Below are 24,645 nucleotides of genomic sequence, written 5' to 3'. Positions count from 1 at the left end.
CGGCTACTACGGCGGCGGCCGCCGCTACCGTTACTGGCATTGAGGCGGACGGGGCCGCGCCCGCCGCGGCCTCAGGCCTGGCCGTTGAGCCCGCCCCAGCTCGGCGCCAGCGTCTGCGGCACGTCGATCAGGTCGAGCACGCGGCCGACGGTGTGGTCCACCAGCTGGGCCACGCTCTGCGGCTTCTGGTAGAAGCCCGGCACGGGCGGGAAGATGATGCCGCCCATCTCGGTGACGGCGGTCATGTTGCGCAGGTGGGCCAGGTTCAGCGGCGTCTCGCGCACCATCAGCACCAGCTTGCGGCGCTCCTTGAGCGTGACGTCGGCGGCGCGCGTGATGAGGTTGTCGGACAGGCCGTGCGCCACCGCGGCCAGCGTGCGCATCGAGCACGGCGCCACCACCATCGCGTGGGACGCGAACGAGCCGCTGGCGATGGTGGCGCCGATGTCGCGCACGTTGTGCACGACGTGCGCGAACGCTTCGACCTCGGCCTTGCCCATGTCGAGCTCGTGCTGGAGGTTCATCACGCCCGCGGGCGAAATCAGCAGGTGGGTCTCGACGCCGGGCACGGCGCGCAGGATCTGCACCAAGCGCACGCCGTAGACCGCGCCGGTGGCGCCGGTGATGGCGACGATCAGGCGCCGCGGCTTGCCGGCGCCCCGGCCCGCATCACCGGCTGCGCTCATCGCGTGCTCAGGCCTTGAGCAGCGATTGCAGTTCGCCGTTCTGGTACATCTCCATCATGATGTCCGAGCCGCCGACGAATTCGCCGTTGACGTAGAGCTGGGGAATGGTCGGCCAGCTCGCGTATTCCTTGATGCCCTGGCGGATGCCTTCGTCTTCCAGCACGTTGACCGTGGTCGGCGCGTCCACGCCGCAGGCCTTCAGGATCTGGATGGCGCGGCCGGAGAAGCCGCACATCGGGAACTGGGCGGTGCCCTTCATGAACAGGACCACCGGGTTGCCCTTGACGATCTGGTCGATCTTTTGTTGCACGTCACTCATGATGTCTCTTTCGGTTGCGCGGGGCCGGTCGTGCCGGCGGCCGCAGGCGGGGGAAATCGGCAGGCGCGCGGAGTGCACGCCATGAAGGAAACGATTTTACCGGAATCAGCCGTTCCCGTTCAGGCGCCGCCGCCGGATGCCGGCGGCGCCACAAAGCGCCGCGCGCCGCTGCAGCGCTCGTGGCCGGCGAGGTCGCGCGCGGTGAAGATGTCGGCCAGGCCTGCCGCCGCCAGCAGCCCGCGCGCGGCCTCGCCCTGGTCGTAGCCGTGCTCCATCAGCAGCCAGCCGCCGGCGCGCAGGCGCGCGGCGGCGCCGGCGACGATGGCGGCGAGGTCGGACAGGCCGTCGCCGTGGTCGGTCAGCGCGTCGACCGGCTCGAAGCGCAGGTCGCCCTGCGTGAGGTGCGGGTCGCCTGCCGGGATGTACGGCGGGTTGCTGACGATCAGGTCGAAGCGCAGGCCGTCCGGCAGCGCGGCGTACCAGTCCGACGCCAGGAAGCGCACGTTGGCCGCGCCGAGCGCGCGCGCGTTGTCCTGCGCCACCCGCAATGCGCCCGCCGAGACATCGGTGGCCCAGACTTCCGCGTCCGGCCGCTCGCAGGCCAGCGTGACGGCGAGCGCGCCCGAGCCGGTGCCCATGTCGAGCAGGCGCGGCGCGGCCAGCGGCGCGATCAGCCTGAGCGCGGTCTCCACCGCGATCTCGGTGTCGGGCCGCGGAATCAGCACGTCCGGCGTGACGCGGAACGGGCGCCCGAAGAACTCGCGCTCGCCGAGCAGGTAGGCTACAGGCTCGCCGGCGAGCCGGCGCGCGAGCAGGGCGCCGAAGCGGTCGCGCTCGGTGGCGGCCAGCGTGTCGCCGTCGCGCGTGATCAGTTGCGTGCGGGTCAGCCCGGTGACGTGCGTGAGCAGCATGCGCGCCTCCAGCGCCGGCAGGCCGGCCGCCGTGGCCAGCGCCAGGGCATGGCGCACCGTGACGGTTTCAGGCAGGACGGCGGGCTGGGCAGGGGCGGGGCTGGACATGGGTGAAAGTCAGGCGGCGGACGGGTAACAAGCGAATGACAAGCGGGTGACAGGCGGGTGCCGGAAAAACGACGGGACGGGCGCCGGGAAAGGCGCCGGGAAGGGCGCCGGAAAAAAGGAAAACCCCGCCTGGCGCGTGCCTCGGCGGGGTTCGCAGTGTAGCGCGCTTGTCCGCGCGGCGGCATTACTTGTTGACGGCGTCCTTGGCCTTGTCGGCGCCGGCGTTCACGGCATCCTTGGCGGCATCCTTGGCGCGCTGCATCGCGTTGCCGGCGTCCGTCTTGGCCTGCTCGGCGGCGGCGGAGACGTCGGCTGCGGCACCGCTGGCGGCGGCCTTGGCGGCGTCGGCGGCATTGCTGGCTGCGGCTGCGGCATCGCTGGCGGCGGCCTTGGCGGAATCGGCGGCGTTCTGCATGGCGCTGTCGGCGCTAGGCGTGGCGGGCGCTTCTTCCTTCTTGCCGCAGGCGGTCAGGGCAGCGGTGATCATCAACAGCGCGAGCAATTTCTTCATGATTTCGTCCTTTTGTCCATTAGGAGGGTCGACACGCCGCCCTCTGTGTGGCGACTCGGTCGAAATCGATTATAGACAGCGGCATATGTCACGCCAGTGCTGTTTCAAGCATTTACAACAGATACAAAGGTTTTCGTTAAGAGCCGATTTATAGGTCGCGAGATGGGTTATCGCGGCCCCGGCCGCCATAACCGGCGCCCGATAATGGCGGCGCCGCGCGGCCATTCATGCGATTAATGGTCCTCGCCGAGCGCCGCGAGCTGGTCGGCCTGGTGTTCCGCCGCCAGCGCGGACAGCAGTTCGTCGAGGTCGCCGTCCATGATCGCCTCGATCTTGTACAGCGTCAGGTTGATGCGGTGGTCCGTGACCCGGCCCTGCGGGAAGTTGTACGTGCGGATGCGGTCGCTGCGGTCGCCCGAGCCGATCAGGTTGCGGCGGGTGCTGGCCTCCTTGGCCTGCGCGGCGCGCAGCTGCGCGTCCATCAGGCGCGCGGCCAGCACCTTCATGGCCTTGTCCTTGTTGCGGTGCTGGCTGCGGTCGTCCTGGCACTCCACCACGATGCCGGTGGGGATGTGGGTCAGGCGCACCGCCGAGTCGGTCTTGTTCACGTGCTGGCCGCCGGCGCCGGAGGCGCGGAAGGTGTCGACGCGCAGGTCGGCGGGATTGATCTGCACCTCGGCCACTTCGTCGGCCTCGGGCATCACCGCCACCGTGCAGGCCGAGGTGTGGATGCGGCCCTGCGCCTCGGTGGCCGGCACGCGCTGCACGCGGTGGCCGCCGGACTCGAACTTCAGGCGCGAGAATGCCGCGTCGCCGGCGATGCGGATGATGACTTCCTTGTAGCCGCCGAGGTCGGAGGGCGACTCGCTCATCACCTCCACCTGCCAGCGCTGGCGCTCGGCGTAGCGCGTGTACATGCGCAGCAGGTTGGCGGCGAACAGCGCGCTTTCCTCGCCGCCGGCGCCGGCGCGGATTTCCAGCAGCAGGTTGCGGTCGTCGTTGGGGTCCTTGGGCAGCAGCAGCTTCTGCAGGCTGATCTCCAGCGCCTCCAGGCGCGCGCGCGCGGCGCCGATCTCGTCGGTGGCGAACTCCTTCATCTCGGGGTCGTCCAGCAGCGCCTGCGCGGTGGCCAGGTCTTCCTGCGCCTGGCGGTACTGCGCGTACTGCTCGGCCACCGGCGACAGTTCCGCGTGCTCGCGCGTGAGCTTGCGGTAGACGTCGATCTTGGCGGTGGCGTCCTCGCGGGCGAGCAGGGCGTTGACTTCGTCGAGTCGCTCGGACAACTGGTCGAGCTTGGCTAGCATGCTGGCTTTCATGGGTATCCGGGCAGGGTCGCGCTGAAGCGGAGGTCGTACTGGGTTGGGGCGGATGCCGGCAGGCGGCGTCGGGATTGCATGTCCGGGCAAGATGCCGCGGCAGGCAAGGGCTGGTGGCGCGCAGGACGCGCGCCGCCGGTGGCAGAGCGCTGCTAGCGCTCGGAGTGGCTGCTGTGGCGGAACAGGCCCGGCACCAGGCGCAGCAGGGTTTCGCGGTCGTCGCCCTGGGTGTGGTTGAGCGCGTGGGTGGGACCGTGCAGGAACTTGCGGGTGAGCGCGCCGGAGAGCGCCTCGAGCACCGCTTCGGGGTCGTCGCCGCGCGCCAGCATGCGGCGCGCGCGGTCCAGCTCGGCCTGGCGCATGGCCTCGCCCTGCGCCTGCAGGTCGCGGATGACGGGCACCACGCTGCGGGTTTCCAGCCAGTGCATGAAGTTCTGCACGCGGCTTTCGATGATGGCCTCGGCCTGCGCCACGGCGGCCTGGCGCATGGCGTTGCCTTCGCGCACGATGGCGCCGAGGTCGTCCACGGTGTACAGGAACACGTCGTCCAGGCGCGCGACTTCGGGCTCCACGTCGCGCGGCACGGCCAGGTCCACCATCATGATCGGGCGGTGGCGGCGCAGCTTGACCGCGCGCTCCACCGCGCCCAGGCCGATGATGGGCAGCGAGCTAGCGGTGCAGGACACCACGATGTCGAATTCATGCAGGCGCGCGCCCAGGTCCGACAGGCGGATCGCCTCGGTGGTCAGGCCCTGCTCGGCCAGTTGCTCGGCCAGCTTCTCGCCGCGCTCCACGGTGCGGTTGGCCACCACGATCTGGCGCGGCGTCTGCGCGGCGAAGTGCGTGGCGCACAGCTCGATCATCTCGCCCGCGCCGATGAACAGCACGCGCTGGGTCGAGACGCTTTCGAAGATCCGCTGCGCCAGGCGCACCGCGGCGGCGGCCATCGACACCGAATGCGCGCCGATCTCGGTCTGGCCGCGCACTTCCTTGGCCACCGCGAAGGTGCGCTGGAACAACTGGTTCAGGTAGGTGCCGAGCGCCCCGGCCTCGCCGGCGGTGCGCACCGCGTCCTTCAACTGGCCCAGGATCTGGGTTTCGCCCAGCACCATCGAGTCCAGCCCGCTGGCCACGCGGAACGCATGGCGCACGGCTTCGGACTGCGGCAGCGAATACAGGTGGGGCGCCAGTTCGCCGGCCGGCACGTTGTGGTGCTGCGCCAGCCAGCGCAGCGTGTGCTCGAAGCCGGCGTCGCCGTTGACCAGCACGTCGGTGGCGCAATAGATCTCGGTGCGGTTGCAGGTGGACAGGATGGCGGCTTCGGTGCCGTTCCTGCCCGCCAGGTGCGTGCGCAGCGCCCCCAGCGCCGGCTTGATCTGCTCAAGCGGAAACGCCACCCGTTCGCGCAGCGAGACGGGCGCCGTGGTGTGATTGATACCGATCGCAAGCAGTTGCATGGTGGGGGACACGTCTTTGGGTCCGGGCCCCGCGGGGTGCCATGCTCCAGGCTGGCTGCCGCGCGGGCTTCAAAAGGCAAATCTGCGGCGCGGTTTCCACGCGGCGGATTCCGGCGCATTGCGCCGCCGAACCGGGCTACATTATAACGCCCGATGCAGAATTTGCTTCGGAAGGGCGGGGTCGGGAACGGTTTACCGTATCCTCGGAGCCACGTGGCGCCGGCGCTCGTGCCGCAAACGCTGCGTCATGGCACGGATTCTTGGGAAAAGTGATGCTTGGGACGCTGATTGTGGGCGTATTGGTCGGACTCGCCGCGCGCTCGCTCCACCCCTCGGGGCGGGTCAGCGTGCCGGCGGCCGTGGTGTTCGGCGCGCTTGGCGCGATGGCGGCCTTCTATGGCGGCCGCGCGCTGCACTGGTTCACGGACGGGCAGATGGCGGGCTGGTTTGCCGGCGTCGCCGGCGCCGGCGTGCTGGTCGGAGTCTGGGGGCTGGCGCGGCGGCGCTGACCGGCATTCTTGCCCGGGTTATCGCGGTGGCCCGTGGCGAATCGGTTTATTTGCGGTTGCGCAAGAATCGCCCCAATACCCCTTCCGAATAATGGCTGGCCACCTCGGTCAGGAACGCGGAAAAATCCACGTGCGCGGTATCGTCGGCGCGGTCCGACAGGGTCCGCATCACCGCATGGCGCACGCCATATTCATGGCAGACCTGCGCCACCGCGGCGCCTTCCATTTCCACCGCCAGCACGCTCGGCAGGCGCTCGCGCAATTCCGCCGCGGCCGCGGGCGAGCCGATGAACTGGTCGCCGCTGGCGATCATGCCCACGTGCAGCGCGGGCGCGCCGACGCCGAAGCGGGCCAGCACATCGGCGGGAATCGCCGTGGGCAGCTCCTCGCGCAGATAGCCGTCCACGGCCGCGCGCAATTCGGCGGTCAGCGCCGGGTCGGCGGGGAATTCGGCGCGGTCGAGCAGCGGCACCTCGTGGCGGGCGAAGAACGGGCGCGCGTCCAGGTCGTGCTGCAGCGTGCGGTCGGCCACCACCACGTCGCCCACGCGCGTGCGCGCGCCGATGCCGCCGGCCAGGCCGGTGAAGACGATCTCGTCCACGCCGAACTCGCGCACCAGCGTCACCGTGGTGGCCGCGGCCGCCACCTTGCCCATGCGCGCCAGCACCAGCACGCAAGGCTGGCCGTACAGGTGGCCGACGTGATAGTCGCGCATGCCGATGCGCCGCACGGTGGCGCGCGCGTCGTCGTGGCGCATGGCGGCCACGAGGCCGTCGACTTCATCGTGGATGGCGGCGAGGATACCGAGGGTCATGGCGGGCGCAGGTAGAGAAACGCACAGCATACCGGCCCGCCGGGCGGTCGCAAAGCGGTGGCGGCGCCGGCAAGGAAAGCTGCGCGGCCGCGCGCGCGTTTGCTACAGTGCACAGGCGTATCCATCACACGGGACACCCATGCAGCCATCCTCGATGCAAAGCATGCAAGACCGGCGCGCCGTGCGCCAGGCGCTGGCGGACTGGCGCGAGCAGCATGCCATCGCCGCTGACGGCGTGGCCGCCGCCTGGCCGCGCGCCGAGCCCGACGCCGCCGCGTGGCGCCACTGGCTGGACCGCGCGCTGCTGGCGCTCGGCGCGGCGCTGCTGTGCGCCGGCGTGATCGTCTTCTTCGCCTTCAACTGGCAGGACCTGCACAAGTTCGCCAGGTTCGGACTGCTGGCCGGCGCGTTGAGCCTGCTGGCCGCCTTCGCGTGGCTGCGCCCGGGCGGCGACATGGCTGCCCGCGCCGCGCTGTGCGGCGCGCAGGTGGTGGCCGGTGTGCTGCTGGCCGTGATCGGGCAGGTCTACCAGAGCGGCGCCGACGCCTGGCAACTGTTCGCGCTGTGGGCGCTGCTGGCGGTGCCGTGGGCGCTGGCCGCGCGCGCCGCGCCGCACTGGTGGCTGGTGCTCGTGCTGGCCAACGTGGCGCTGCTGCGCTACTGCAGCGTGCGGCTGGGCGTGGGCGGCATGTTCGACCTGCTGTTCGGCGCGGCGGGCGAGCGCGGCACCACGCTGTTCCTGCTGGCCGCCGCGCTGGCGCAGCTCGCGCTGTGGTTCGCGCTGCGCGCCGCGCTGCCCGCGCTCGGTTTTCGCGGCCTGGCCGGCGCGCGCATGCTGGCCGCGCTGGCGTGCGCGTATGCCGGCTGGCTCGGCATCGGCAGCCTGCTGGACAGCCGCTTCGACGCCGCCATGTTCGGCCTTGCGCTGCTGGCGCTGGGCGCACTGCTGGCCTGGTTCCGGCTGCGCGCGTTCGACGTGGTGGCGCTCAGCCTCGCCAGCTTCGCCCTCATCGTGGTGGTGGTGACGGCCGCCGCGCGCGTGCTGCTGGACGGCAGCCACGCGGGCTTTGGCGCGTTCCTGCTGCTGGGGCTGCTGACCATCGGCCTGTCCGCCACGGCCGCCGCGTGGCTGCTGCGCGCCCAGCGCCAGCACGACGCGGCCTTCGCGCAAGGAGAGCCGGCATGAGCAACCAGCGCGAAGTGGTGCAAGTAGTGCAGCGGCTGTGGCAAGACCTGGTCGCGCGCGGACTGGTGCACGCGCAGCCTGTGCCGGCGCAGGCGCGCGCGCCGCGGGCGGTGCGGCTGCTGATGGGCGCGGCCGGCTGGCTGGGCGCGATCTTCTTCCTGGCCTTCCTGCTCGGCTCGGTCTTCGTGGCCGCGCGCGACAGCGGCGTGGCGATGGCCCTGTGCGGCGCCGCCATGATCGCGCTGGCGGCGGTGCTGTACCGGAGCCGCACCGGCATCGCGCTCGAACAGTTCGCGCTCGCCGTGAGCCTCAGCGGGCAGAACCTGCTGGCGTTCGGCGCGGGCCAGGCCTACGGCGGCACCCGCCTGCTGGAGACCGCCGCGTTCTGGATCGCGCTGGCCTTGCTCGAAGCCGTGCTCTACGCGCTGGTGCGCAACCGGCTGCATCGCTTCCTGTGCGCGCTCGGTGTGTGGAGCGGCGCGGCGGTGGCGCTGCAACTGGCGATGATGCCGGACCTGCGCCATGCCTGGGAATGGACGGCGCTGTCGCTGGTCTGGCTGGCGCCGCTCGCGCTGGCCCTGCTGGCCGGATTCACGTGGGCCGAAGGCCGGCTCTGCGCCGCGGGCCGGCACGGCTGGCTCGAGCCGGCCGCGGATGCCACGCTGCTGTTCGCGCTCGGCGCCGCGCTGGTGGTGACTGGCCTGGGCACGCCCTACACCTTCCTGTTCGATGCCGAGACCGCGCGCCGCGCCACGCCATACTGGATGGCCGGCGCGCTGTGCGGCGCGGTGCTGGCCGCCTTCGTGCTCGCCGAGAGCGGCCGCCTGCGCCTGGCCGGCCCGATACGCGCCGCGGCCGTGGCGGGCGCGGTGCTGTTCGGCGCGCTGCTGGCCGGCGCGCCCGCAGTCGTTGCCGCCGCGCTCGCGCTCGGCCTCGCGCTGCGCCGCGGCTCGCTGCCGTGGCTCGGGCTGGCCGTGGCCGCGCTGGCCGGCGGCTTCATCTGGTACTACGGCGCGCTGCACTGGACGCTGCTGATCAAGTCCGCCACGCTGGCCGGCGCCGGCCTCGCCGTCCTGGCATTGCGCGCCGGGCTGCAACGCGCCGGCGCAAGGAGCTCGTCATGAAACGCTGGATCCTGATCGCCTGGGTGCTCACGCTCGGGCTGGCCGCCGCCGCCGTCGGCACCAAGGAGCACCTGCTCGCGCGCGGCGACACCGTCTATCTGCGGCTGGCGCCCGTCGATCCGCGCTCGCTGATGCAGGGCGACTACATGGCGCTGAACTTCGCCATTGCCGACGCCATCCGCGCGGCGCGCCAGCGGCAGGATCTGCCCGCCGAGCGCGAGCAGGTCGCCGTGGTCCGCCGCGACGCGCGCGGCGAAGCCAGCCTCGTGCGCCTGCATGCCGGCGAGCCGCTCGCCGCGGGCGAGCAACTGCTGCGCTTCCAGACCGTGCCGTCGCGCTGGGGCGGCGTGCAGGTGCAGGTATCGACCGACGCCTATTTCTTCCAGGAAGGGCAGGGCGCGCGCTTCGAGAAAGCGCGCTTCGGCGAGTTCCGTGTGGGGGCTGAGGGGCAGGCACTGCTGGTAGGGCTGCGGGACGAAAACCTGCAGCCCCTCTGAAACTGACATTCGCATACGATTCACGGCCACGCACCCGGCGATACCCCGTTTCGTTTTATTTCGAGATGGCTATATAAGACCGCTCTGATTGCGTGTCGCGGCATTGCCACAACGCGCAATGATTCGCGCAGGTCCTGCTTGGTATCGTCTTCAAGACATGGCGCAACGCTGTGCGCGCGATGCGCAAAGCCGCGCCTTGCGCCTCGATCCCTGCGTGCCTTGACGGCACGTTCAGCCCAGGCGATCGCCGCACGGATTTCGTCATTTCCCGCAAGCCGCCGGCACCATCCATTCGCCCTGTACACCCGACGATGGAAGGGTGCGGGCATGGCGGCGCGCTGCCGTTACTCTTATCGGTTGTCCGGATTTCCGCGACCGCCCCGCGCGGCGGAGTCCGATGTTTGATGGGGCAATGAAGAGGAGAAATCTTAGTGAACAAGAAATCCAGCGCAATGCACCTGCTCGGGGCCGTGGCCTTGGCCGGGCTGCTCGGCGGCTGCGCGACGGAGACGTCGACCGCGCTGCCGGTGCAGAAAGTGGAAAGCGCGAGCCGCCCATACGCCGGCGTGCGCACGCCGATCGCCGTGGGCAAGTTCGACAACCGCTCGAGCTACATGCGCGGCGTGTTCTCGGACGGCATCGACCGCCTCGGCGGCCAGGCCAAGACCGTGCTGATCACGCATCTGCAGCAGAGCAACCGCTTCAACGTGCTCGACCGCGACAACATGGCCGAGATCAAGCGCGAGGCGGAGATCAAGAGCCAGGCGCAGCGCCTGAAGGGCGCCGACTACGTGATCACCGGCGACGTGACCGAATTCGGCCGCAAGGAAGTCGGCGACCAGCAGCTGTTCGGCATTCTCGGCCGCGGCAAGTCGCAGGTGGCCTACGCCAAGGTCGCGCTCAACGTGGTCAACATCGCCACCTCGGAAGTCGTGTTCTCCAGCCAGGGCGCCGGGGAATACGCGCTGTCCAGCCGCGAGGTGATCGGCTTCGGCGGCACGCAGAGCTACGACTCCACGCTCAACGGCAAGGTGCTCGACCTGGCCATGCGCGAAGCGGTCACCAACCTGATCAGCGGCATCGAAAGCGGAGCGTGGAAGCCGGGCAATCCGTAAAGCCGGTGAGACCGGCCAGGCCGGTTCGTTTGTCGAAGAGGAGAAGAAGTGAAAGAAGTCAAAAAGCAAAAGCAGTACCGGCCGTGGCGCCCCGTGGCGCTGGCCTTGACGGGAAGCGTTCTGCTGGCCGGGTGCGCGGCACCCAAGACCCTGTACCAATGGGAAAGCTACCAGCCCCAGGTCTATGAATACTTCAAGGGCGAGCCCAAGCAGGCGCAGATCGAAGCGCTCGAGCGCGACATGCAGAAGATCGCGGCCGCCGGCGCCACGCCGCCGCCGGGCTACCACGCCCACCTGGGCATGCTCTACGCCGAGATCGGCAAGGACGACCAGATGGTGCAGGAATTCCAGACCGAGAAGACTCTGTTCCCCGAGTCGGCCACCTATGTCGATTTCCTGATGAAGAACGTCAAGCGGGGTGAAGACAAGAAATGAAGCCCATGTTCAAACGCCTTTTCGCCGCCGCCGCGATCACCGTGCTCGCGGCCGGCTGCGCCGCGCCGCGCAAGAACGTCGACTACACCGCGTTCAAGTCCAGCCGCCCGCGCTCCATCGTGGTCCTGCCGCCGCTCAACGAATCGCCCGAGGTGAAGGCGACCTACAGCATGCTGTCCCAGGTCACCTACCCGCTGGCGGAGTCCGGCTACTACGTGCTGCCCGTGGCGCTGGTGGACGAAACCTTCAAGCAGAACGGCCTCACCACCCCCGGCGACATCCACCAGGTCGCTCCGGCCAAGCTGCGCGAGATCTTCGGCGCCGACGCCGCGCTCTACATCACGGTATCGAAGTACGGCACCTCGTACATGGTCATCAACAGCGTCACGGCCGTGACCGCCAGCGCCAAGCTGGTCGACCTGAAGACCGGCGCCACGCTGTGGAGCGGCAGCGCCTCGGCCACGGACGACCAGGGCAACAGCGGCGGCGGGCTGATCGGCGCGCTGGTGGCCGCGGCGGTCAAGCAGGTGCTCAACAACGTCACCGAAGCCGGGCACAAGGTGGCCGGCGTGACGAGCACGCGGCTGCTGTCGGCCGGGCATCCGGGCAGCATCCTGTTCGGGCCCCGGTCGCCTCGGTATGAGACGGATTGAGGTTGGTTGTGCTTGGGTTTGAGCGGCTGGTTTGAAGGGCTGCTTGGACTTGGGAGCCCCGCGGGTTGATGGACTTGCGGGGCTTTTTGTTGGGGCGGCAGAGTCGGTATGCCGAATGCTCGGAATTGTCTTGTGAGCCGATTCTCAAATGCTGCGACAGCAGCGCTGACGCACAGAGCAAACACTATACTGGGCTAGCCGCAGAAACGAGCGCGGTCGGGATTGGCGTCTCGGGGACGTAGGAAGACCACCGTCAGGTAGTGTGTGAACGGTTCAGGAGGCAACTCTATGTGCAGACGTTCGTTCGCCCATATCGGGCGATTTCTATCCCAGCAGAAACCAGTATGTTCTCAACGTGTGTTGGTTGCACAAAGGGGGACATACGATGCATAAGCACACCCGCTTTGGTATCACCGCCGAACATACAGGCGTCGGACATTCGTGACGGCACATGCGCCAGCGGAAATCCCGCTCAGCCTTGCGGCCGAGAAGGCGGCCCAGCTTCATGCGCTGCTTTCGATGGCGAGCGATTACGCTGCCGCGGGTACGCTCGAAAGGCAGCCGGATGACATGCAGGGCCGGCTGCTTTCGTTGGCGGCTGGGCTGGTGAACGAGACGTTGGTGTCAGCGAACTGGCCGCGTTGCATAGCGGAGGGACGTGCGGCACGTAGCACGGCGACCGCAGCGAAACAAAAGCATCGCAGACATCATGTCTAGCGGATCTTTTCAGACGTTCGCATTGACTTGGTAATGCGATTGCATTACCTTGTTTGTTGTTTCTTTTCTTTTGATGGGAGCGCCCATGTCCGCCACCGTCGAGGCCGAATCGACCCTGACTGATCGTTACCAGACCACCGTGCCGGAGACTGTCCGGCGGGCTCTGGGCCTGGGTAAGCGCGACAGGATCCACTACACCATTCGTCCTGGCGGCGAGGTCGTGCTGTCGCGGGTCGAGGCACAGACGGAGGACGATCCTGTACTCGCCCGGTTCCTGGACTTCCTTGCCCACGACCTCGTCACGCATCCGGAGCGGCTGCAGATAATTGATGCCAGTCTGGTGCATCGCCTCCAGTCGCTGGTCGGTGGCGTCGAAGTCGATCTTGATTCTGCGCTGTCGGCGGATGACGAATGAGGGCGCACAAGTCTGCGCCATTGCTGATCAATGGCTGGACGATCTTTGCACATCCGCTGTTCCTTGATCAGTTCGCGGCGTTGACTCGGCAGGTCGAATCGCTCAGGCAAAAGGACCCGGCCGGGTATATGAAGAAGAATGCCAGCAAGCGGCTGGCGGCCATCTCCAAGTTGGTGTTCGAGGTCATTCCGCAGGATCCCTCACGGCCGGAATATCGCCAAGGCAATGCCCTTGGCGATAGCCATAAGCACTGGTTCCGGGTGAAGTTCTTCCAGCAATACCGTTTGTTCTTTCGCTATCACGCGCCGAGCAAGATCATCGTATTCGCGTGGGTCAACGACGATGACACCCGGCGTGCTTATGAGAGCAACGACGACGCGTACCGGGTGTTTCGCAGGATGTTGGAGAGCGGGCATCCGCCTGATGACTGGGCGCAGTTGCTTGGCGAAGCATCTCAAGATGAATTGCGGCTGCACCGAGTGGGTCTTGAACGACTCGATTGAGTCCGCGAATTTCCCGAGAGCAGCGTTGCTCAGTCCGGTGTGGCCGTGGTCCGCTGGGCATCTGTCTCGTCTGAAGTCTCCAATTCGAAATCCAGATCGTTTCCGATTGAAGACGCTGGAATCCGATAACCCATCGCCTGGTAGCCGCGCCGTCGCCGATCCCACATCCGCAGCAGGGCGGGGTGGCCGGAGTCGATGAAATCGATGATACACACGCGAGTCTTGTTTGCATGTTCGCGGTGGAGGCGGCCTGCGTATTGTTGCAGCGTTCCCTTCCACGAGATCGGCATGGCGAGCACGAGGGTATCGAGCGGAGGATGGTCAAATCCCTCGCCGACCAATTAATCCCCTCACACCGCCGCCAGCCGTTCCACCGTATCAGGAAACTTCTCGACCAGGCGGATCAGCAGGGCGGCCTGGGCATTTGGCTTGGCCCGGCCCTGCTCCCAATTTTCCAGCGTGCGGGGGTTGGTGCGCAGGTAGCTGGCGAACACCGGCCGCGACAGGTGCAAGCGCTTCCGCAGCGCGAGCAGTTCGCCGGCGGTGATCTCGGGCGCCGGCTTCATCTCCACCTCGTGCGTACGCAGTGTCTGCTTGCCAGTACGCGCATCGGACAGGGCATCAAAACCCTCGGCAATTTCCGCAAACAGGTTCCGTTTTTTCATCGCCTGACTTCCAGTTCTGCTTTCAACATACGCTTGAGCGCTTTCTTCTCGTCGGCGCTCAAGTCCTTCAACTTATTCTTGTCGTACAGGGTGAATAGCCAGAATTGCCGGCCACCGTCCCATCAGTAGTAGATCACCCGCAGGCTACCGCGCTTACCTTTGCCCCTGCGCGGATCACCATGCCGCAGTTTGCGCAGGCCGCCGGTGCCTTCGATCACATCGCCGGCCTCCGGATTGATCATCATGGCCGATTGCAGTCCACGGAACTCATCATCATCCAGGTAAGCGGTCCGGTATCGGGCGAAGGCGGGCAATTCGACGAAGACGGCTTTCATGGATTCAAGTTATACGCAAATTGCGTATAGATGGCAATCTATACGCCGAGTTGCTGGCTCTCGACTGGCATGGGCTGCAGGGTGCTCGCCAGCAACATCCCAAATGAAAAAGCCCCGCCGGCTTCACGCCTTGCGGGGCTTTTCCCTTGCGAGCCGGTCAGAGATGGCCGCTGAGGATGCTCAAACGCTGATCAAACGTTAAACAAGAAATTCATCACATCCCCATCCCTGACCACATACTCCTTCCCTTCCGCCCGCATCTTCCCGGCTTCCTTCGCCCCCTGTTCGCCCTTGTAGGTAATGAAGTCCTCATAGGCGATGGTCTGCGCGCGGATGAAGCCGCGTTCGAAGTCGGTGTGGATCACGCCGGCGGCCTGCGGGGCGGTGTCGCCCACGTGGATGGTCCAGGCGCGGACTTCCTTCACGCCGGCGGTGAAGTAGGTCTGCAGGCCGAGCAGGGTGAAGCCGGCGCGGATCACGCGGTCCAGGCCCGGTTCTTCCATGCCGAGGTCGGCCAGGAATTCGGCCTTGTCGGCGTCGTCGAGGTCGGCGATCTCGGCTTCGATGGCGGCGCACACGGCGACCACCGGCGACTTGGTCTTGGCGGCGTGGGCGCGCACGGCGTCCAGGTGCGGGTTGTTCTCGAAGCCGTCTTCACGCACGTTGGCCACGTACATGGTGGGCTTGGCGGTGATCAGGCAGAGCGGCTTGATGGCGGCCCATTCTTCGTCGGACAGGTCGAGCGTGCGCACGGCCCTGGCTTCGTTGAGCACGGCCTGGGCCTTTTCCAGCACGGCGACCAGGCGCAGCGCTTCCTTGTCGCCGGCGCGCGCGGGCTTGATGTAGCGGGCGTGGGCCTTTTCGACGGTGGCGAGGTCGGCCAGCGCCAGTTCGGTATTGATCACTTCGATGTCGGACAGCGGATCGACCTTGCCGGCCACGTGAATCACGTTGTCGTCTTCGAAGCAGCGCACCACGTGGGTGATGGCGTCGGTTTCGCGGATGTTGGCGAGGAACTGGTTGCCCAGGCCTTCACCCTTGGAGGCGCCCGCCACCAGGCCGGCGATGTCGACGAACTCGACCACGGCCGGCAGCACGCGCTCGGGCTTGACGACCTCGGCGAGCTTGGCAAGCCTCGGATCCGGCACTTCCACCACGCCCACATTGGGCTCGATGGTGCAGAACGGATAGTTCTCGGCGGCGATGCCGGCCTTGGTCAGGGCGTTGAACAGCGTGGACTTGCCGACGTTGGGCAGGCCGACGATGCCGCATTTGAGGCTCATGGTAGAAAGCTTGAAATAGCAAAACCCCTATTCTAGCGGATGGGCGTGTGCGCACCGTGCCCGGGGTGGCCGGCGGCGGCGGTCCGGCGCGGCGTTGGCCGGCGCACGGGACGGGCGCGGGCGAAGTGCCGGGATGGCTATAATCCAGCCATGACTCGTCCATCTCCCTCCCGTTTCCAGGTTGCCGTGGTCGGCGGCGGTATCGTCGGCAAGGCTTGCGCGTTGTTGCTGGCCCAGCAGGGCATGCAGGTGGCGCTGGTCGCGCCGCGTCCGCAGGCGAGCGCGCCGGCGGCGGACCAGTGGGACAGCCGCATCTATGCGTTCTCGGCCAGCTCGCAGGCGCTGCTGGCGCAGTTGCGCGTGTGGGAGGCGCTGGACCCGGCGCGGGTGCAGCCGGTGTGCGACATGCGGGTGTCCGGCGACGCCAGCGCGGCGCGCGAGGATGCCCCGGCCGCGGGCGACCTGCATTTCTCGGCGTATGCGGCCACGGTGCCGCAACTGGCGTGGATCATCGAGTCGGGCCAGGTGGAGCGCGTGCTGGATACGGCATTGCGGTTCCAGCACCAGGTGCACTGGTTCGACGATACCGCCGCGGCGTTCCAGCGCGACCACGATGGCGCCACGCTGACGCTGGCCGGCGGCGACAAGGTGCGCGCGGCGCTGGTGGTGGGCGCGGACGGCGCGCGCTCGTGGCTGCGCGACCAGTGTCATATCCCGGTCTCCAAGCGGCGCTACCGTCAGCTTGGCGTGGTGGCCAATTTCGAATGCGAGCAGCCGCACCAGGACACGGCCTGGCAGTGGTTCCTGGGCGCGCCGGCCAAGCTGATGGCGGACGAGGAGCCGGCCAACGGCGAGATCCTGGCGCTGCTGCCGTTGCCGGGGCGGCGCGTGTCGATGGTGTGGTCGGCCGACGAGCCGCACGCGGCGGAGCTGCTGGCCTTGTCGCCGGAGGCGCTCTCGGCCACCGTGATGCAGGCCGCCAGCGGCGCGGTGGGCCGGCAGTTCGGCGCGCTGCGCTGCGTGACGCCGGCGCAGGGTTTCCCGCTGGTGCTGCAGCGCGCGGAGCAGTTCGCGCAGCCGCACGTGGCGCTGGTGGGCGACGCGGCCCACGTGGTGCATCCGCTGGCCGGGCAGGGCATGAACCTGGGCCTGCGCGACGTGGCGGAACTTGGCCGCGTGATGGCCGCCAAAGAGTCGTTCCGCGGCGAAGGGGACCTGCGCCTGCTGCGCCGCTACGAGCGCGCGCGCGCCACGGACCTGCTGTCGCTGACGGCGGCCACCGACGGCCTGCACCGGCTGTTCTCGCTGCCGGGCGGCATGGCGCGCACGGTGCGCAATGCCGGCATGCGGGCGGTGGGCGGCCAGCCGCTGCTCAAACGTTTTCTCATCGGCCGCGCGCTGGGCTGAGTCCCGAAGCGCGCGCCGGATCACCGGATACCTGGAGTCATCATGTTGCAATTCCTGCGCCGCCGTCCCGCCCTGTCGGCGACCGTCGCCACTCTCGCCGGCGGCCTGGCGGCGGCCGGCTTCGCGCTGCACGCCGTGGCGGCGAGCGAGCCGGGCACCGACCGCATCAAGGAGTCGATCCAGAAGATGCTGGGCGGGCGCGCCGAGGTCAAGAGCGTGGGCAAGACGCCGGTGCCGGGCCTGTTCGAGGTCAATATCGGCGGGCAGGTGGTCTATACCGACGCCACCGGGCGCTACGTCATCAACGGCGAGATGGTCGACACCAAGACCGGCACCAACCTGACCGAGGAGCGCGTGGCGGACCTGAACCGCATCAAGTGGTCGGACCTGCCGCTGGCGCGCGCCATCAAGTGGACCAAGGGCGACGGCAGCCGCCAGGTGGCGGTGTTCTCGGACCCGAACTGCGGTTACTGCAAGCGCATCGAGCAAACCTTCCAGCAGATGGACAACATCACGGTCTACACCTTCCTCTACCCGGTGCTGTCGCCGGACTCGGAGGTCAAGGCCAAGCAGGTCTGGTGCGCGACCGACCGCACCAAGGCCTGGCGCGACTGGATGCTCAACCGCGTGGCGCTGACCGGCAACGGCAGTTGCAAGACGCCCGTGGACGACAACCTGACGCTGGGTCAGAGTCTCAACATCACCGGCACCCCGGCCGTGTTCTTCATGGACGGCACGCGCATCCCCGGCGCCGCCGACGCCGCCACGCTCGAGCGCAAGCTCGCCGGCCTCAAGAAGTAAGCTCTCGCGCCGGCGGCCATGCCCGGCGCGCCGCGCCGGGTCGGCCGGCGCCTCGTTCATCTGACCTTCGCTATCCGCTGACGCGGAAGGAGACATCATGACGTTCCAGGCATTGCTGCTGACCCAGGACGGCGGCGCCACCCAGGCCGCCGTCACCGCGCTCGAGGAATCCGCCCTGCCGGCGGACGGCGACGTGCTGGTCGCGGTCGACTATTCCACCATCAACTACAAGGACGGCCTGGCCATCACGGGCCGCGCGCCGGTGGTGCGCAAGTGGCCGATGGTGGCGGGCATCGACGGCGCCGGCACGGTGCTGGAATCCGCGCACCCGCGCTGGCGGGCGGGCGACCGCGTGGTGCTCAACGGCTTCGGCGTGGGCGAGACGCACTGGGGCTGCCTGGCGCAGCGCGCGCGCCTGAAGGGCGACTGGCTGGTGAAGTTGCCGGACGCCTTCACCGCGCAGCAGGCGATGGCCATCGGCACGGCCGGCTACACCGCCATGCTGTCGGTGCTGGCGCTGGAGCGCGCGGGCGTCGCGCCGGGCGATGGCGAGGTGCTGGTGACCGGCGCCTCGGGCGGCGTGGGCACGGTGGCGATCGCGCTGCTGTCCAAGCTCGGCTATCGCGTGGCGGCGTCCACCGGCAAGACCGCCGAGGCGGATTTCCTCAAGGCGCTGGGCGCGGCCGAGGTGATCGACCGCACCGAGCTGGGCAAGCCCGGCAAGCCGATGCAGAAGGAGCGCTGGGCCGCGGTGGTGGACTCGGTGGGCTCGCACACGCTGGTCAACGCCTGCGCCCAGGTGCGCTACGGCGGCGCGGTGACGTGCTGCGGGCTGGCGCAGGGGCTGGACTTCCCGGCCTCGGTGGCGCCGTTCATCCTGCGCGGCATCACGCTGTACGGCATCGACAGCGTGATGGCGCCGATGGCCAGGCGCGAGCAGGCCTGGCAGCGGCTGGCCACGGATCTGGCGCCGGACCGCCTGCGCGCCATCACCAGCGAGATCGGCTTGTCCGGCGCCATCGAGGCGGGCCGCAGGATCGTCGAGGGCGGCATGCGCGGGCGCGTGGTGGTGAACGTCAACGCCTGACGGCCCGGCCGGCCGCCAGCGCAGCGCGGCACGGCGCGGCATGGCGGAAGCGCGTGCGGGCATGGCGCTACAATCACGCTCATGAAGCCGATCCACTACGCCATCGCCCCGCTTCAACCGGAAGCGCACCTGTTCGCCGTCACCGTCACGGTGGACGCCCCCGATCCCGCCGGCCAGCAGTTCTACCTGCCGGCGTGGATTCCCGGCAGCTACATGATCCGCGACTTCGCCCGCAACATCGTGCGCATCCGCGCCGACGCGGGCGGCCGGCAGGTCGCGCTGGCCAAGCGCGACAAGCAGAGCTGGCAGGCCGCGCCGGTGGACGGGCCGCTGACGCTGAGCTACGAGGTGTACGCGTGGGACCTGTCGGTGCGCGCCGCGCACCTCGATGCCACGCACGGCTTCTTCAACGGCAGTTCCGTGTTCCTGTGCGCCGAGGGGCGCGAGCACCAGCCCTGCACGGTGGACATCCTGCCGCCCGCGGGCGAGGCCTACGCCGGATGGCGCGTCGCCACCGCCATGCGCGAGGCGCCGGGCCGCGGCGGCGCGAAGCGCTACGGCTTCGGCCGCTACCAGGTGGCCGACTACGACGAACTGGTCGACCACCCGGTCGAGATGGGCACCTTCGCGCTGGGCAGCTTCGTCGCCTGCGGCGCCCGGCACGACGTGGTCTTCACCGGCCGCGTGCCGCAACTGGACCTCGAGCGCGTGTGCCGCGACCTCAAGCAGATCTGCGAAGCGCAGATCCGCCTGTTCGAGCCGAAGACCGAACGCGCGCCGTTCCTCGACAGCAATCGCCGCTACGTCTTCATGACGATGGTCACCACCGACGGCTACGGCGGGCTGGAGCATCGCGCCAGCACCGCGCTGATGTGCGCGCGCGCGGACCTGCCGGCGCGCGGCAAGGCGGAGGCCACCGAGGGCTACCGCACCTTCCTCGGCCTGTGCAGCCACGAGTATTTCCACACCTGGAACGTCAAGCGCATCAAGCCCGCGGCGTTCGTGCCGTACCGGCTGCGAGAGGAAACCCACACGCCGCTGCTGTGGCTGTTCGAGGGCTTCACCAGCTATTACGACGACCTGATGCTGGTGCGCAGCGGCGCCATCACCGAGGCGCAGTACGTCGAGCTGCTGGCCAAGGCCTGGAACGGCGTGCTGCGCGGCAACGGCCGCACCAAGCAAAGCGTGGCCGAAAGCTCGTTCGACGCCTGGACCAAGTATTACCGCCAGGACGAGAACGCGCCCAATGCCATCGTCAGCTACTACACCAAGGGTTCGCTGGTGGCGCTGGCGCTGGACCTCACCATCCGCGCCCGGACCCGCAACCGCCGCTCGCTCGACGACGTCATGCGCGCGCTGTGGCAGCGCTACGGCAGCGATTTCTACGCGCCGGGCGCGCAGCAGCGCGGCGTGACCGAGGCCGAGGTCCATGCCCTCATCGATGAAGTCACTGGCCTGCGCCTGGGCACGCTGCTGCGCGCGCTGACCGAAGGCACCGGCGAGCTGCCGCTGGCGGCGCTGTTCAAGCCGTTCGGCATCAAGGCGGCGCCCACGAAGCCGGAGCGCAATGCCGCGCTCGGCATCAAGACCAAGACCGAGGACGGCTGGGTGCGCGTCACCCAGGTGCTCGACGGCGGCGCCGGCCAGGCGGCCGGGCTGTCGGCGGGCGACCTGCTGGCCGCGCTGGATGGCCTGCGCGTGGCGCCCGGGCAGCTGGACAAGCTGCTGGCGCGCTACCGCGCCGGCGACCGCGCCGAGTGCCACGTGTTCCGCCGCGACGAGCTGCACGTGTTGCCGCTGACCTTCGCCCGCGAGCCGGCCGCGCAGTACACGGTGACGGCCGAGGGCGGCCGCCAGCCCATGCGGGCCCGCTGGCTGGGCCAGTAAGACCGGCCGCGTCCCGCCCCGAGGCCAGCCCCAAGCCGCCACATGGAATACGCGCACGATCCCCGCACCTTCATCTACTCGCACTACGTCTACCGGGGCCTGCGCTCGGCCACCGGGGTGATCGGCGCCACGCTGGTGGCCATGCAGTTCACCGACCTGCCCACCGCGATGGTGGTGTCGATCGGCGCGCTGTGCACCAGCCTGATGGACCTGCCCAACCCGCTGAACCACAAGTTCAACGAGATGCTGGCCAGCGTGCTGCTGTGCACGGCGGTCACGCTGGCGGTGGCGATGGCCACGCCGTTCCCGCGCGTGATGCCGCTGGTGCTGGTGCTGGTGACGTTCATGGCCGGCATGATGACGGCCTACGGCAACAAGACCTTGCCGCTGCAGTTCTCGGCCTTGTTCGTCATGACGCTGACCGTCAACGAGGATTTCGTGGTGCGGCGCGCGCTGGAGCACGCGCTGCTGTTCGGCGCGGGCGCGGTGGCCTACATGGGCTACGCGATGGCGGTGAGCTGGGCCACGCAGCGGCGCACCAAGCAGCAGGTGCTGGCCGAGGCGCTGTACGAGATGGCGGGCTACCTGGAGATCAAGGCCGGCTTCTACGATGCCGGCAACGACTACGAGGCGCAGTTCAACCAGCTCGTGCGCCAGCAGATCGTGGTGGCCGAGCGCCAGCAGGCCGCGCGCGACCTGGTGCTGCGCGGCAACCGCACCACGCATGACGGGCTGCTGGTGCAGGCGCACCTGCGCATGCTGGACCTGTACGAGTACATCCTCTCCACCAACACCGACTACCCGCTGCTGCGCCAGACCTTCGCCGGCACGCCGGTGCTGGACCACCTGCGCCGGCTGGTGCAGCTGATGTGCCAGGACGTGGAGTCGATCGCCTACGACATCACGCGCGGGCGCTACTCCTATGCCGAGGTGGACTACCGCCAGGAGCTGCGCGCGGTCGAGGCCGAGATCGCGCAGCTGCGCCATCACCACATCCCGCCCGCGGCGATGACCGCGCTGGCCGAGACGCTCGACATGATCAAGGGCGCCATCGCGCTGGTGGCGCAGCTGCACGAGGCCTCGCGCACGCCGGTGGAGCCCAGCAAGGTGCTGCCCGGCCCGGACATGACGCCGTTCCTGACGCGCCAGCGCTACGAGCTCAAGGTGCTGCGCGACAACCTGAACTGGAAGTCGCCGGCGTTCCGCTTCGCGCTGCGCATCACGCTGGCGGTGGGCGCGGGGCTGTGGATCGCCGACCACCTGCCTTACGTCTCGCACAGCTACTGGATCCTGCTGACCATCATCGTCATCCTGAAGCCCAACTTCAGCATGACCAAGCAGCGCTACAACGACCGCCTGATCGGCACGCTGATCGGCTGCGCGATCTCGGTGGCGGTGCTGCGCGTGGTGCACCAGCCGCTGGTGCTGCTCGGCGTGCTGTTCGTGGCGCTGGTGGCGGGCACGGCGTTCTCCACCATCAAGTACCGCTACACCGCGGTGGCCGCTTGCGTGCAGGTGCTCATCCAGATCAACCTGCTGCTGCCGGGCAGCACCACGGTGGCCGGCGAGCGGCTGATCGACACGGTGATCGGCGGGGTGATCGCCTCGGTGTTCAGCTTCGTGCTGCCGAGCTGGGAGTACCGCGCGCTGCCCGCGCTGGTGGAGAACGTGCTGCAGGCCAACCGCCGCTACATCGCCGCCACGCGCGACCTGCTGCTGCGCGTGGCCAAGGACGACTTCGCCTACCGCGTGCAGCGCAAGCAGTTCATGGACAGCCTGTCGGCGCTGATCGGCTCGTTCCAGCGCATGCTCGACGAGCCCAAGAGCCGGCACCGCGCGGTGGACAACCTGAGCCGCTTCATCGTGCAGAACTACCTGGTGGCCGCGCACGTGGCGGCGGCGCGCATCCAGGTGCGCGAGCACTACGGCGAGCTCGACGTGCCGGCGGCCGAGGCCGCCATCCGCCAGGCCATCGACGCCGCCACGAACAGCCTCGCGCTGGCGAGCGAGCGGCTGGTGGAGGACGACCGCGCGGGCGGGCGCGGCGTGGGATTCGTGCGCCCCGGAGAGCCGGCCACCGCGGCGGCGGCCGCGGTCGGGGCCGGGGCCGGGCCCGCCATGCCCAGGGCCGGCGCCGAAGCGGGGCCGGGCCATGTGTCCGCGGCGGGCGCCGCGCCGCTGGCGGCGGCCGTGCTCAACGCGGCGGTGGATGCCACTTCCACCGCCGACGAGGCCAGCGCGCGCCGCGCGCGCCTGGCCGATTCCGCCGACCGCCGCCGCGCCGACGTGCTGGTGCAGGCCGCGGCCTCGGGCGAGCTGGCCAAGGCCACCGCGGCCCGGCGCGAGCCGGGCGGCGGCAGCACGGCAAGCTCCACCGGACGCAGCGCCAACGCCATCCTCGAGCGCCGCCTGCGCGCGCTGCGCGAGGACGCCGCCAAGATCGCGCTGCGCACCGGCGCCATCGGCCGCGCCATGCGGCAGCGCCAGCGCTAGCGCCGCCGCTTCATCGCTGCTTCGTTGCAGCTTCGCCGCCGTCAGGGCTGCGCGCCGGCGCCGGGCGCCGGCAGCGGCTCCTCGCGCGGCAGCGTCAGCATGCCGCTGTTGTAGCTGTATTCGTACACCTCGCCGTAGCGGCCCCATTCGATGCCAATGGTCAGCACGCGCTCGGCTTCTTCCGGCTTGAGGAAGTCTTCCAGTTCGCGCAGCACGTGTTCCTCGCGGATCTCGCCGTCCTCGGACTGCTGCAGCTCGCGGCGGATGTGCGCGGCCAGCGCCACGTGCAGCAGCAGCTGCTTGCCGAACAGCACCTTGCGCTCGGGCGGCTCGGTCTCGTAGTAGGCGCGGCCCAGGCCGGTGGCGGTGATGTCGCCGCGCTCGATGGTGGCCAGCTGCAGCAGGTGCAGCGCCTCGCAGGCGGGCAGCAGGTCGTCGTCGGTGAGGCCGGCTTCCTCGGCCAGGTGCGGCAGGTCGGCGCGGCCGTGGAAGGGCGCCTCGCACAGCAGGTCGAGGATGGCCTCCATCTGGCTGATGTCGGCGTCCGGCAGGCGGTAGCCGATGTTGCTGGCGGCCGCCAGCGCGGTGACGCGCGGCCCCAGCGCGGCCGGTGAGGTCATCAGCGTGTAGACCTCGTCGATCAGGCCGCGCACCTGCGCGGAGTCGCGGTTGCGCGGGCGCGGGAACGGCACCTTGACCTCGGCGCGGATGCGGCCCGGGTCGCTCGACAGGATGACGATGCGGTCGGCCATCATGACCGCCTCTTCGATATTGTGCGAGACGATCAGGATGCACTTGATGTTGGTGCGGCCGTCTTCCCACAGGTCCAGCATCTCGTCGCGCAGGGTCTCGCCGGTGAGCACGTCGAGCGCGGAGAAGGCTTCGTCCATCAGCAGCAGGTCGGGCTCGGTCACGAGCGCGCGCGCGATGCCCACGCGCTGGCGCATGCCGCCGGACAGCTCGCGCGGCAGCGCGCTGTTGAAGCCGGACAGGCCGATCATGTCGATGGCCGCCTCGGCGCGGCGCGCGCGCTCTTCCTTCTGCACGCCCTGCGCTTCCAGGCCCAGCTCCACGTTCTGCTGCACGGTCAGCCACGGGAACAGCGCGAACGACTGGAACACCATCGCGATGCCCTCGGCGGTGCCGCGCAGCGGCTGGCCGCGGAAATGCACCTCGCCGCGGTCGGCGCCCACCAGCCCGGCCATGATGCGCAGCAGGGTGGACTTGCCGGAGCCCGACTTGCCCAGCATGGCGACGATCTCGCCGCGGCGCAGCGTGAGGTCCACGCCTTCGAGCACGGCGCGGTCGGTGTGGTCGGCGGTGCGGAACATCTTGGAGACGCCGCGTAGTTCGACCACGGGTTCGGCTACGGTTGCGGCGGTGGTGGCGGGGGAGCTTGCCATGATGGAAT

Annotated in this window: 25 protein-coding genes and 1 pseudogene; 14 read left to right on the top strand and 12 right to left on the bottom strand. The window is 69.1% G+C overall.

Going from position 1 to position 24,645, the window contains the following annotated elements:
- Positions 1-71: 71 nt before the first annotated feature.
- The 6 genes from K206_RS0108555 to hemA form a co-directional block, all read right to left on the bottom strand.
- Entirely contained in the window at positions 72-686 is a 615-nt protein-coding gene (locus tag K206_RS0108555) for a UbiX family flavin prenyltransferase (RefSeq protein ID WP_020202000.1), read from the bottom strand.
- A gap of 7 nt (positions 687-693) precedes the next feature.
- The gene (gene grxD, locus K206_RS0108550; RefSeq protein ID WP_020423715.1) at positions 694-1,005 is read right to left on the bottom strand and encodes a Grx4 family monothiol glutaredoxin; all 312 of its coding nucleotides are present in this window, start codon (positions 1,003-1,005) and stop codon (positions 694-696) included.
- Between the two features lie 119 nt (positions 1,006-1,124).
- Positions 1,125-2,024 (bottom strand): peptide chain release factor N(5)-glutamine methyltransferase, encoded by a 900-nt coding sequence (gene prmC / locus K206_RS0108545; RefSeq protein WP_029043382.1) that lies wholly within the window; start codon positions 2,022-2,024, stop codon positions 1,125-1,127.
- Between the two features lie 184 nt (positions 2,025-2,208).
- Complete coding sequence (locus K206_RS0108540) at positions 2,209-2,535, bottom strand: hypothetical protein (RefSeq protein ID WP_020201997.1); 327 nt, start codon at positions 2,533-2,535, stop codon at positions 2,209-2,211.
- Between the two features lie 233 nt (positions 2,536-2,768).
- Entirely contained in the window at positions 2,769-3,851 is a 1,083-nt protein-coding gene (prfA, locus tag K206_RS0108535; RefSeq protein WP_020201996.1) for a peptide chain release factor 1, read from the bottom strand.
- Between the two features lie 152 nt (positions 3,852-4,003).
- Complete coding sequence (gene hemA, locus K206_RS0108530) at positions 4,004-5,308, bottom strand: glutamyl-tRNA reductase (RefSeq protein ID WP_020201995.1); 1,305 nt, start codon at positions 5,306-5,308, stop codon at positions 4,004-4,006.
- A gap of 272 nt (positions 5,309-5,580) precedes the next feature.
- Here hemA and K206_RS0108525 point away from each other — a divergent pair, with 272 nt between their 5' ends.
- Positions 5,581-5,817, top strand: coding sequence for a hypothetical protein (locus K206_RS0108525; RefSeq protein WP_020201994.1), 237 nt, complete (start codon positions 5,581-5,583; stop codon positions 5,815-5,817).
- A 46-nt stretch (positions 5,818-5,863) separates the two neighbouring features.
- Here the strand turns inward: K206_RS0108525 and K206_RS0108520 are convergent, their stop codons facing one another.
- Complete coding sequence (locus tag K206_RS0108520) at positions 5,864-6,631, bottom strand: 5'-methylthioadenosine/adenosylhomocysteine nucleosidase (protein ID WP_020201993.1); 768 nt, start codon at positions 6,629-6,631, stop codon at positions 5,864-5,866.
- A 154-nt stretch (positions 6,632-6,785) separates the two neighbouring features.
- Here K206_RS0108520 and K206_RS0108515 point away from each other — a divergent pair, with 154 nt between their 5' ends.
- The 8 genes from K206_RS0108515 to K206_RS0108480 all read left to right on the top strand — a co-directional run bounded on the left by K206_RS0108515 (position 6,786) and on the right by K206_RS0108480 (position 13,276).
- On the top strand, positions 6,786-7,817 hold the full coding sequence (locus K206_RS0108515) for a DUF2157 domain-containing protein (protein WP_020201992.1): 1,032 nt from the start codon (positions 6,786-6,788) through the stop codon (positions 7,815-7,817).
- Entirely contained in the window at positions 7,814-8,941 is a 1,128-nt protein-coding gene (locus K206_RS0108510; RefSeq protein WP_020201991.1) for a DUF4401 domain-containing protein, read from the top strand. Before K206_RS0108515 ends, K206_RS0108510 begins: the two co-directional genes overlap by 4 nt.
- Positions 8,938-9,438: a GDYXXLXY domain-containing protein gene (locus K206_RS0108505; RefSeq protein WP_020201990.1), complete on the top strand. Its 501-nt coding sequence runs from the start codon at positions 8,938-8,940 to the stop codon at positions 9,436-9,438. Before K206_RS0108510 ends, K206_RS0108505 begins: the two co-directional genes overlap by 4 nt.
- A gap of 452 nt (positions 9,439-9,890) precedes the next feature.
- The gene (locus K206_RS0108500) at positions 9,891-10,553 is read left to right on the top strand and encodes a CsgG/HfaB family protein (RefSeq protein ID WP_020201989.1); all 663 of its coding nucleotides are present in this window, start codon (positions 9,891-9,893) and stop codon (positions 10,551-10,553) included.
- Positions 10,554-10,601: 48 nt separating this feature from the next.
- The gene (locus tag K206_RS0108495; RefSeq protein WP_020201988.1) at positions 10,602-10,988 is read left to right on the top strand and encodes a DUF4810 domain-containing protein; all 387 of its coding nucleotides are present in this window, start codon (positions 10,602-10,604) and stop codon (positions 10,986-10,988) included.
- Positions 10,985-11,641 (top strand): GNA1162 family protein, encoded by a 657-nt coding sequence (locus tag K206_RS0108490; RefSeq protein WP_020423711.1) that lies wholly within the window; start codon positions 10,985-10,987, stop codon positions 11,639-11,641. Before K206_RS0108495 ends, K206_RS0108490 begins: the two co-directional genes overlap by 4 nt.
- A gap of 802 nt (positions 11,642-12,443) precedes the next feature.
- Positions 12,444-12,773 carry a type II toxin-antitoxin system PrlF family antitoxin gene (locus tag K206_RS0108485; protein ID WP_029043379.1) on the top strand — a complete coding sequence of 110 codons (330 nt, stop codon included), beginning with the start codon at positions 12,444-12,446 and terminating at the stop codon, positions 12,771-12,773.
- Positions 12,770-13,276 carry a type II toxin-antitoxin system YhaV family toxin gene (locus K206_RS0108480; protein ID WP_020423710.1) on the top strand — a complete coding sequence of 169 codons (507 nt, stop codon included), beginning with the start codon at positions 12,770-12,772 and terminating at the stop codon, positions 13,274-13,276. Before K206_RS0108485 ends, K206_RS0108480 begins: the two co-directional genes overlap by 4 nt.
- Before the next feature lie 29 nt (positions 13,277-13,305).
- Here the strand turns inward: K206_RS0108480 and K206_RS41500 are convergent.
- The 4 genes and pseudogenes from K206_RS41500 to ychF form a co-directional block, all read right to left on the bottom strand.
- Positions 13,306-13,617: pseudogene (locus tag K206_RS41500) on the bottom strand (hypothetical protein); the annotation flags it as partial.
- Between the two features lie 9 nt (positions 13,618-13,626).
- Positions 13,627-13,941 carry a DNA-binding transcriptional regulator gene (locus K206_RS0108475; protein WP_020201984.1) on the bottom strand — a complete coding sequence of 105 codons (315 nt, stop codon included), beginning with the start codon at positions 13,939-13,941 and terminating at the stop codon, positions 13,627-13,629.
- A 122-nt stretch (positions 13,942-14,063) separates the two neighbouring features.
- A complete protein-coding gene (locus tag K206_RS44260) occupies positions 14,064-14,276 on the bottom strand; it encodes an addiction module toxin RelE (protein WP_231401584.1) in 213 nt (70 codons plus the stop codon).
- 191 nt (positions 14,277-14,467) lie between these two features.
- Positions 14,468-15,559: a redox-regulated ATPase YchF gene (ychF, locus tag K206_RS0108465; RefSeq protein WP_020201982.1), complete on the bottom strand. Its 1,092-nt coding sequence runs from the start codon at positions 15,557-15,559 to the stop codon at positions 14,468-14,470.
- A 150-nt stretch (positions 15,560-15,709) separates the two neighbouring features.
- Between ychF and K206_RS0108460 the strand changes: the two genes are divergently transcribed.
- The 5 genes from K206_RS0108460 to K206_RS0108440 all read left to right on the top strand — a co-directional run bounded on the left by K206_RS0108460 (position 15,710) and on the right by K206_RS0108440 (position 23,234).
- Complete coding sequence (locus tag K206_RS0108460; RefSeq protein ID WP_029043378.1) at positions 15,710-16,966, top strand: UbiH/UbiF family hydroxylase; 1,257 nt, start codon at positions 15,710-15,712, stop codon at positions 16,964-16,966.
- 42 nt (positions 16,967-17,008) lie between these two features.
- On the top strand, positions 17,009-17,767 hold the full coding sequence (locus K206_RS0108455; protein WP_020201980.1) for a DsbC family protein: 759 nt from the start codon (positions 17,009-17,011) through the stop codon (positions 17,765-17,767).
- Positions 17,768-17,864: 97 nt separating this feature from the next.
- Positions 17,865-18,854: an MDR family oxidoreductase gene (locus K206_RS0108450; RefSeq protein ID WP_020201979.1), complete on the top strand. Its 990-nt coding sequence runs from the start codon at positions 17,865-17,867 to the stop codon at positions 18,852-18,854.
- Positions 18,855-18,935: 81 nt separating this feature from the next.
- A complete protein-coding gene (locus tag K206_RS0108445; RefSeq protein WP_020201978.1) occupies positions 18,936-20,741 on the top strand; it encodes a M61 family metallopeptidase in 1,806 nt (601 codons plus the stop codon).
- Positions 20,742-20,783: 42 nt separating this feature from the next.
- Entirely contained in the window at positions 20,784-23,234 is a 2,451-nt protein-coding gene (locus K206_RS0108440; protein ID WP_020201977.1) for an FUSC family protein, read from the top strand.
- Between the two features lie 41 nt (positions 23,235-23,275).
- Here K206_RS0108440 and K206_RS0108435 read toward each other — a convergent pair whose 3' ends face one another.
- Entirely contained in the window at positions 23,276-24,637 is a 1,362-nt protein-coding gene (locus K206_RS0108435) for an AAA-associated domain-containing protein (RefSeq protein ID WP_052165825.1), read from the bottom strand.
- Positions 24,638-24,645: the final 8 nt, after the last annotated feature.

Source organism: Cupriavidus sp. WS, assembly GCF_000395345.1.
GTDB lineage: Bacteria > Pseudomonadota > Gammaproteobacteria > Burkholderiales > Burkholderiaceae > Cupriavidus > Cupriavidus basilensis_B.
This window is presented reverse-complemented; position numbering and strand designations above follow the sequence as displayed.

Excerpts from the sequence above, each read along its gene's own strand:
- K206_RS0108555 (WP_020202000.1), bottom strand. The coding sequence starts at position 686 with ATGAGCGCAGCCGGTGATGCGGGCCGGGGCGCCGGCAAGCCGCGGCGC.
- grxD (WP_020423715.1), bottom strand. The coding sequence starts at position 1,005 with ATGAGTGACGTGCAACAAAAGATCGACCAGATCGTCAAGGGCAACCCG.
- prmC (WP_029043382.1), bottom strand. The coding sequence starts at position 2,024 with ATGTCCAGCCCCGCCCCTGCCCAGCCCGCCGTCCTGCCTGAAACCGTC.
- K206_RS0108540 (WP_020201997.1), bottom strand. The coding sequence starts at position 2,535 with ATGAAGAAATTGCTCGCGCTGTTGATGATCACCGCTGCCCTGACCGCC.
- prfA (WP_020201996.1), bottom strand. The coding sequence starts at position 3,851 with ATGAAAGCCAGCATGCTAGCCAAGCTCGACCAGTTGTCCGAGCGACTC.
- hemA (WP_020201995.1), bottom strand. The coding sequence starts at position 5,308 with ATGCAACTGCTTGCGATCGGTATCAATCACACCACGGCGCCCGTCTCG.
- K206_RS0108525 (WP_020201994.1), top strand. The coding sequence starts at position 5,581 with ATGCTTGGGACGCTGATTGTGGGCGTATTGGTCGGACTCGCCGCGCGC.
- K206_RS0108520 (WP_020201993.1), bottom strand. The coding sequence starts at position 6,631 with ATGACCCTCGGTATCCTCGCCGCCATCCACGATGAAGTCGACGGCCTC.
- K206_RS0108515 (WP_020201992.1), top strand. The coding sequence starts at position 6,786 with ATGCAAAGCATGCAAGACCGGCGCGCCGTGCGCCAGGCGCTGGCGGAC.
- K206_RS0108510 (WP_020201991.1), top strand. The coding sequence starts at position 7,814 with ATGAGCAACCAGCGCGAAGTGGTGCAAGTAGTGCAGCGGCTGTGGCAA.
- K206_RS0108505 (WP_020201990.1), top strand. The coding sequence starts at position 8,938 with ATGAAACGCTGGATCCTGATCGCCTGGGTGCTCACGCTCGGGCTGGCC.
- K206_RS0108500 (WP_020201989.1), top strand. The coding sequence starts at position 9,891 with ATGCACCTGCTCGGGGCCGTGGCCTTGGCCGGGCTGCTCGGCGGCTGC.
- K206_RS0108490 (WP_020423711.1), top strand. The coding sequence starts at position 10,985 with ATGAAGCCCATGTTCAAACGCCTTTTCGCCGCCGCCGCGATCACCGTG.
- K206_RS0108485 (WP_029043379.1), top strand. The coding sequence starts at position 12,444 with ATGTCCGCCACCGTCGAGGCCGAATCGACCCTGACTGATCGTTACCAG.
- K206_RS0108480 (WP_020423710.1), top strand. The coding sequence starts at position 12,770 with ATGAGGGCGCACAAGTCTGCGCCATTGCTGATCAATGGCTGGACGATC.
- K206_RS0108475 (WP_020201984.1), bottom strand. The coding sequence starts at position 13,941 with ATGAAAAAACGGAACCTGTTTGCGGAAATTGCCGAGGGTTTTGATGCC.
- K206_RS44260 (WP_231401584.1), bottom strand. The coding sequence starts at position 14,276 with ATGAAAGCCGTCTTCGTCGAATTGCCCGCCTTCGCCCGATACCGGACC.
- ychF (WP_020201982.1), bottom strand. The coding sequence starts at position 15,559 with ATGAGCCTCAAATGCGGCATCGTCGGCCTGCCCAACGTCGGCAAGTCC.
- K206_RS0108460 (WP_029043378.1), top strand. The coding sequence starts at position 15,710 with ATGACTCGTCCATCTCCCTCCCGTTTCCAGGTTGCCGTGGTCGGCGGC.
- K206_RS0108455 (WP_020201980.1), top strand. The coding sequence starts at position 17,009 with ATGTTGCAATTCCTGCGCCGCCGTCCCGCCCTGTCGGCGACCGTCGCC.
- K206_RS0108450 (WP_020201979.1), top strand. The coding sequence starts at position 17,865 with ATGACGTTCCAGGCATTGCTGCTGACCCAGGACGGCGGCGCCACCCAG.
- K206_RS0108445 (WP_020201978.1), top strand. The coding sequence starts at position 18,936 with ATGAAGCCGATCCACTACGCCATCGCCCCGCTTCAACCGGAAGCGCAC.
- K206_RS0108440 (WP_020201977.1), top strand. The coding sequence starts at position 20,784 with ATGGAATACGCGCACGATCCCCGCACCTTCATCTACTCGCACTACGTC.
- K206_RS0108435 (WP_052165825.1), bottom strand. The coding sequence starts at position 24,637 with ATGGCAAGCTCCCCCGCCACCACCGCCGCAACCGTAGCCGAACCCGTG.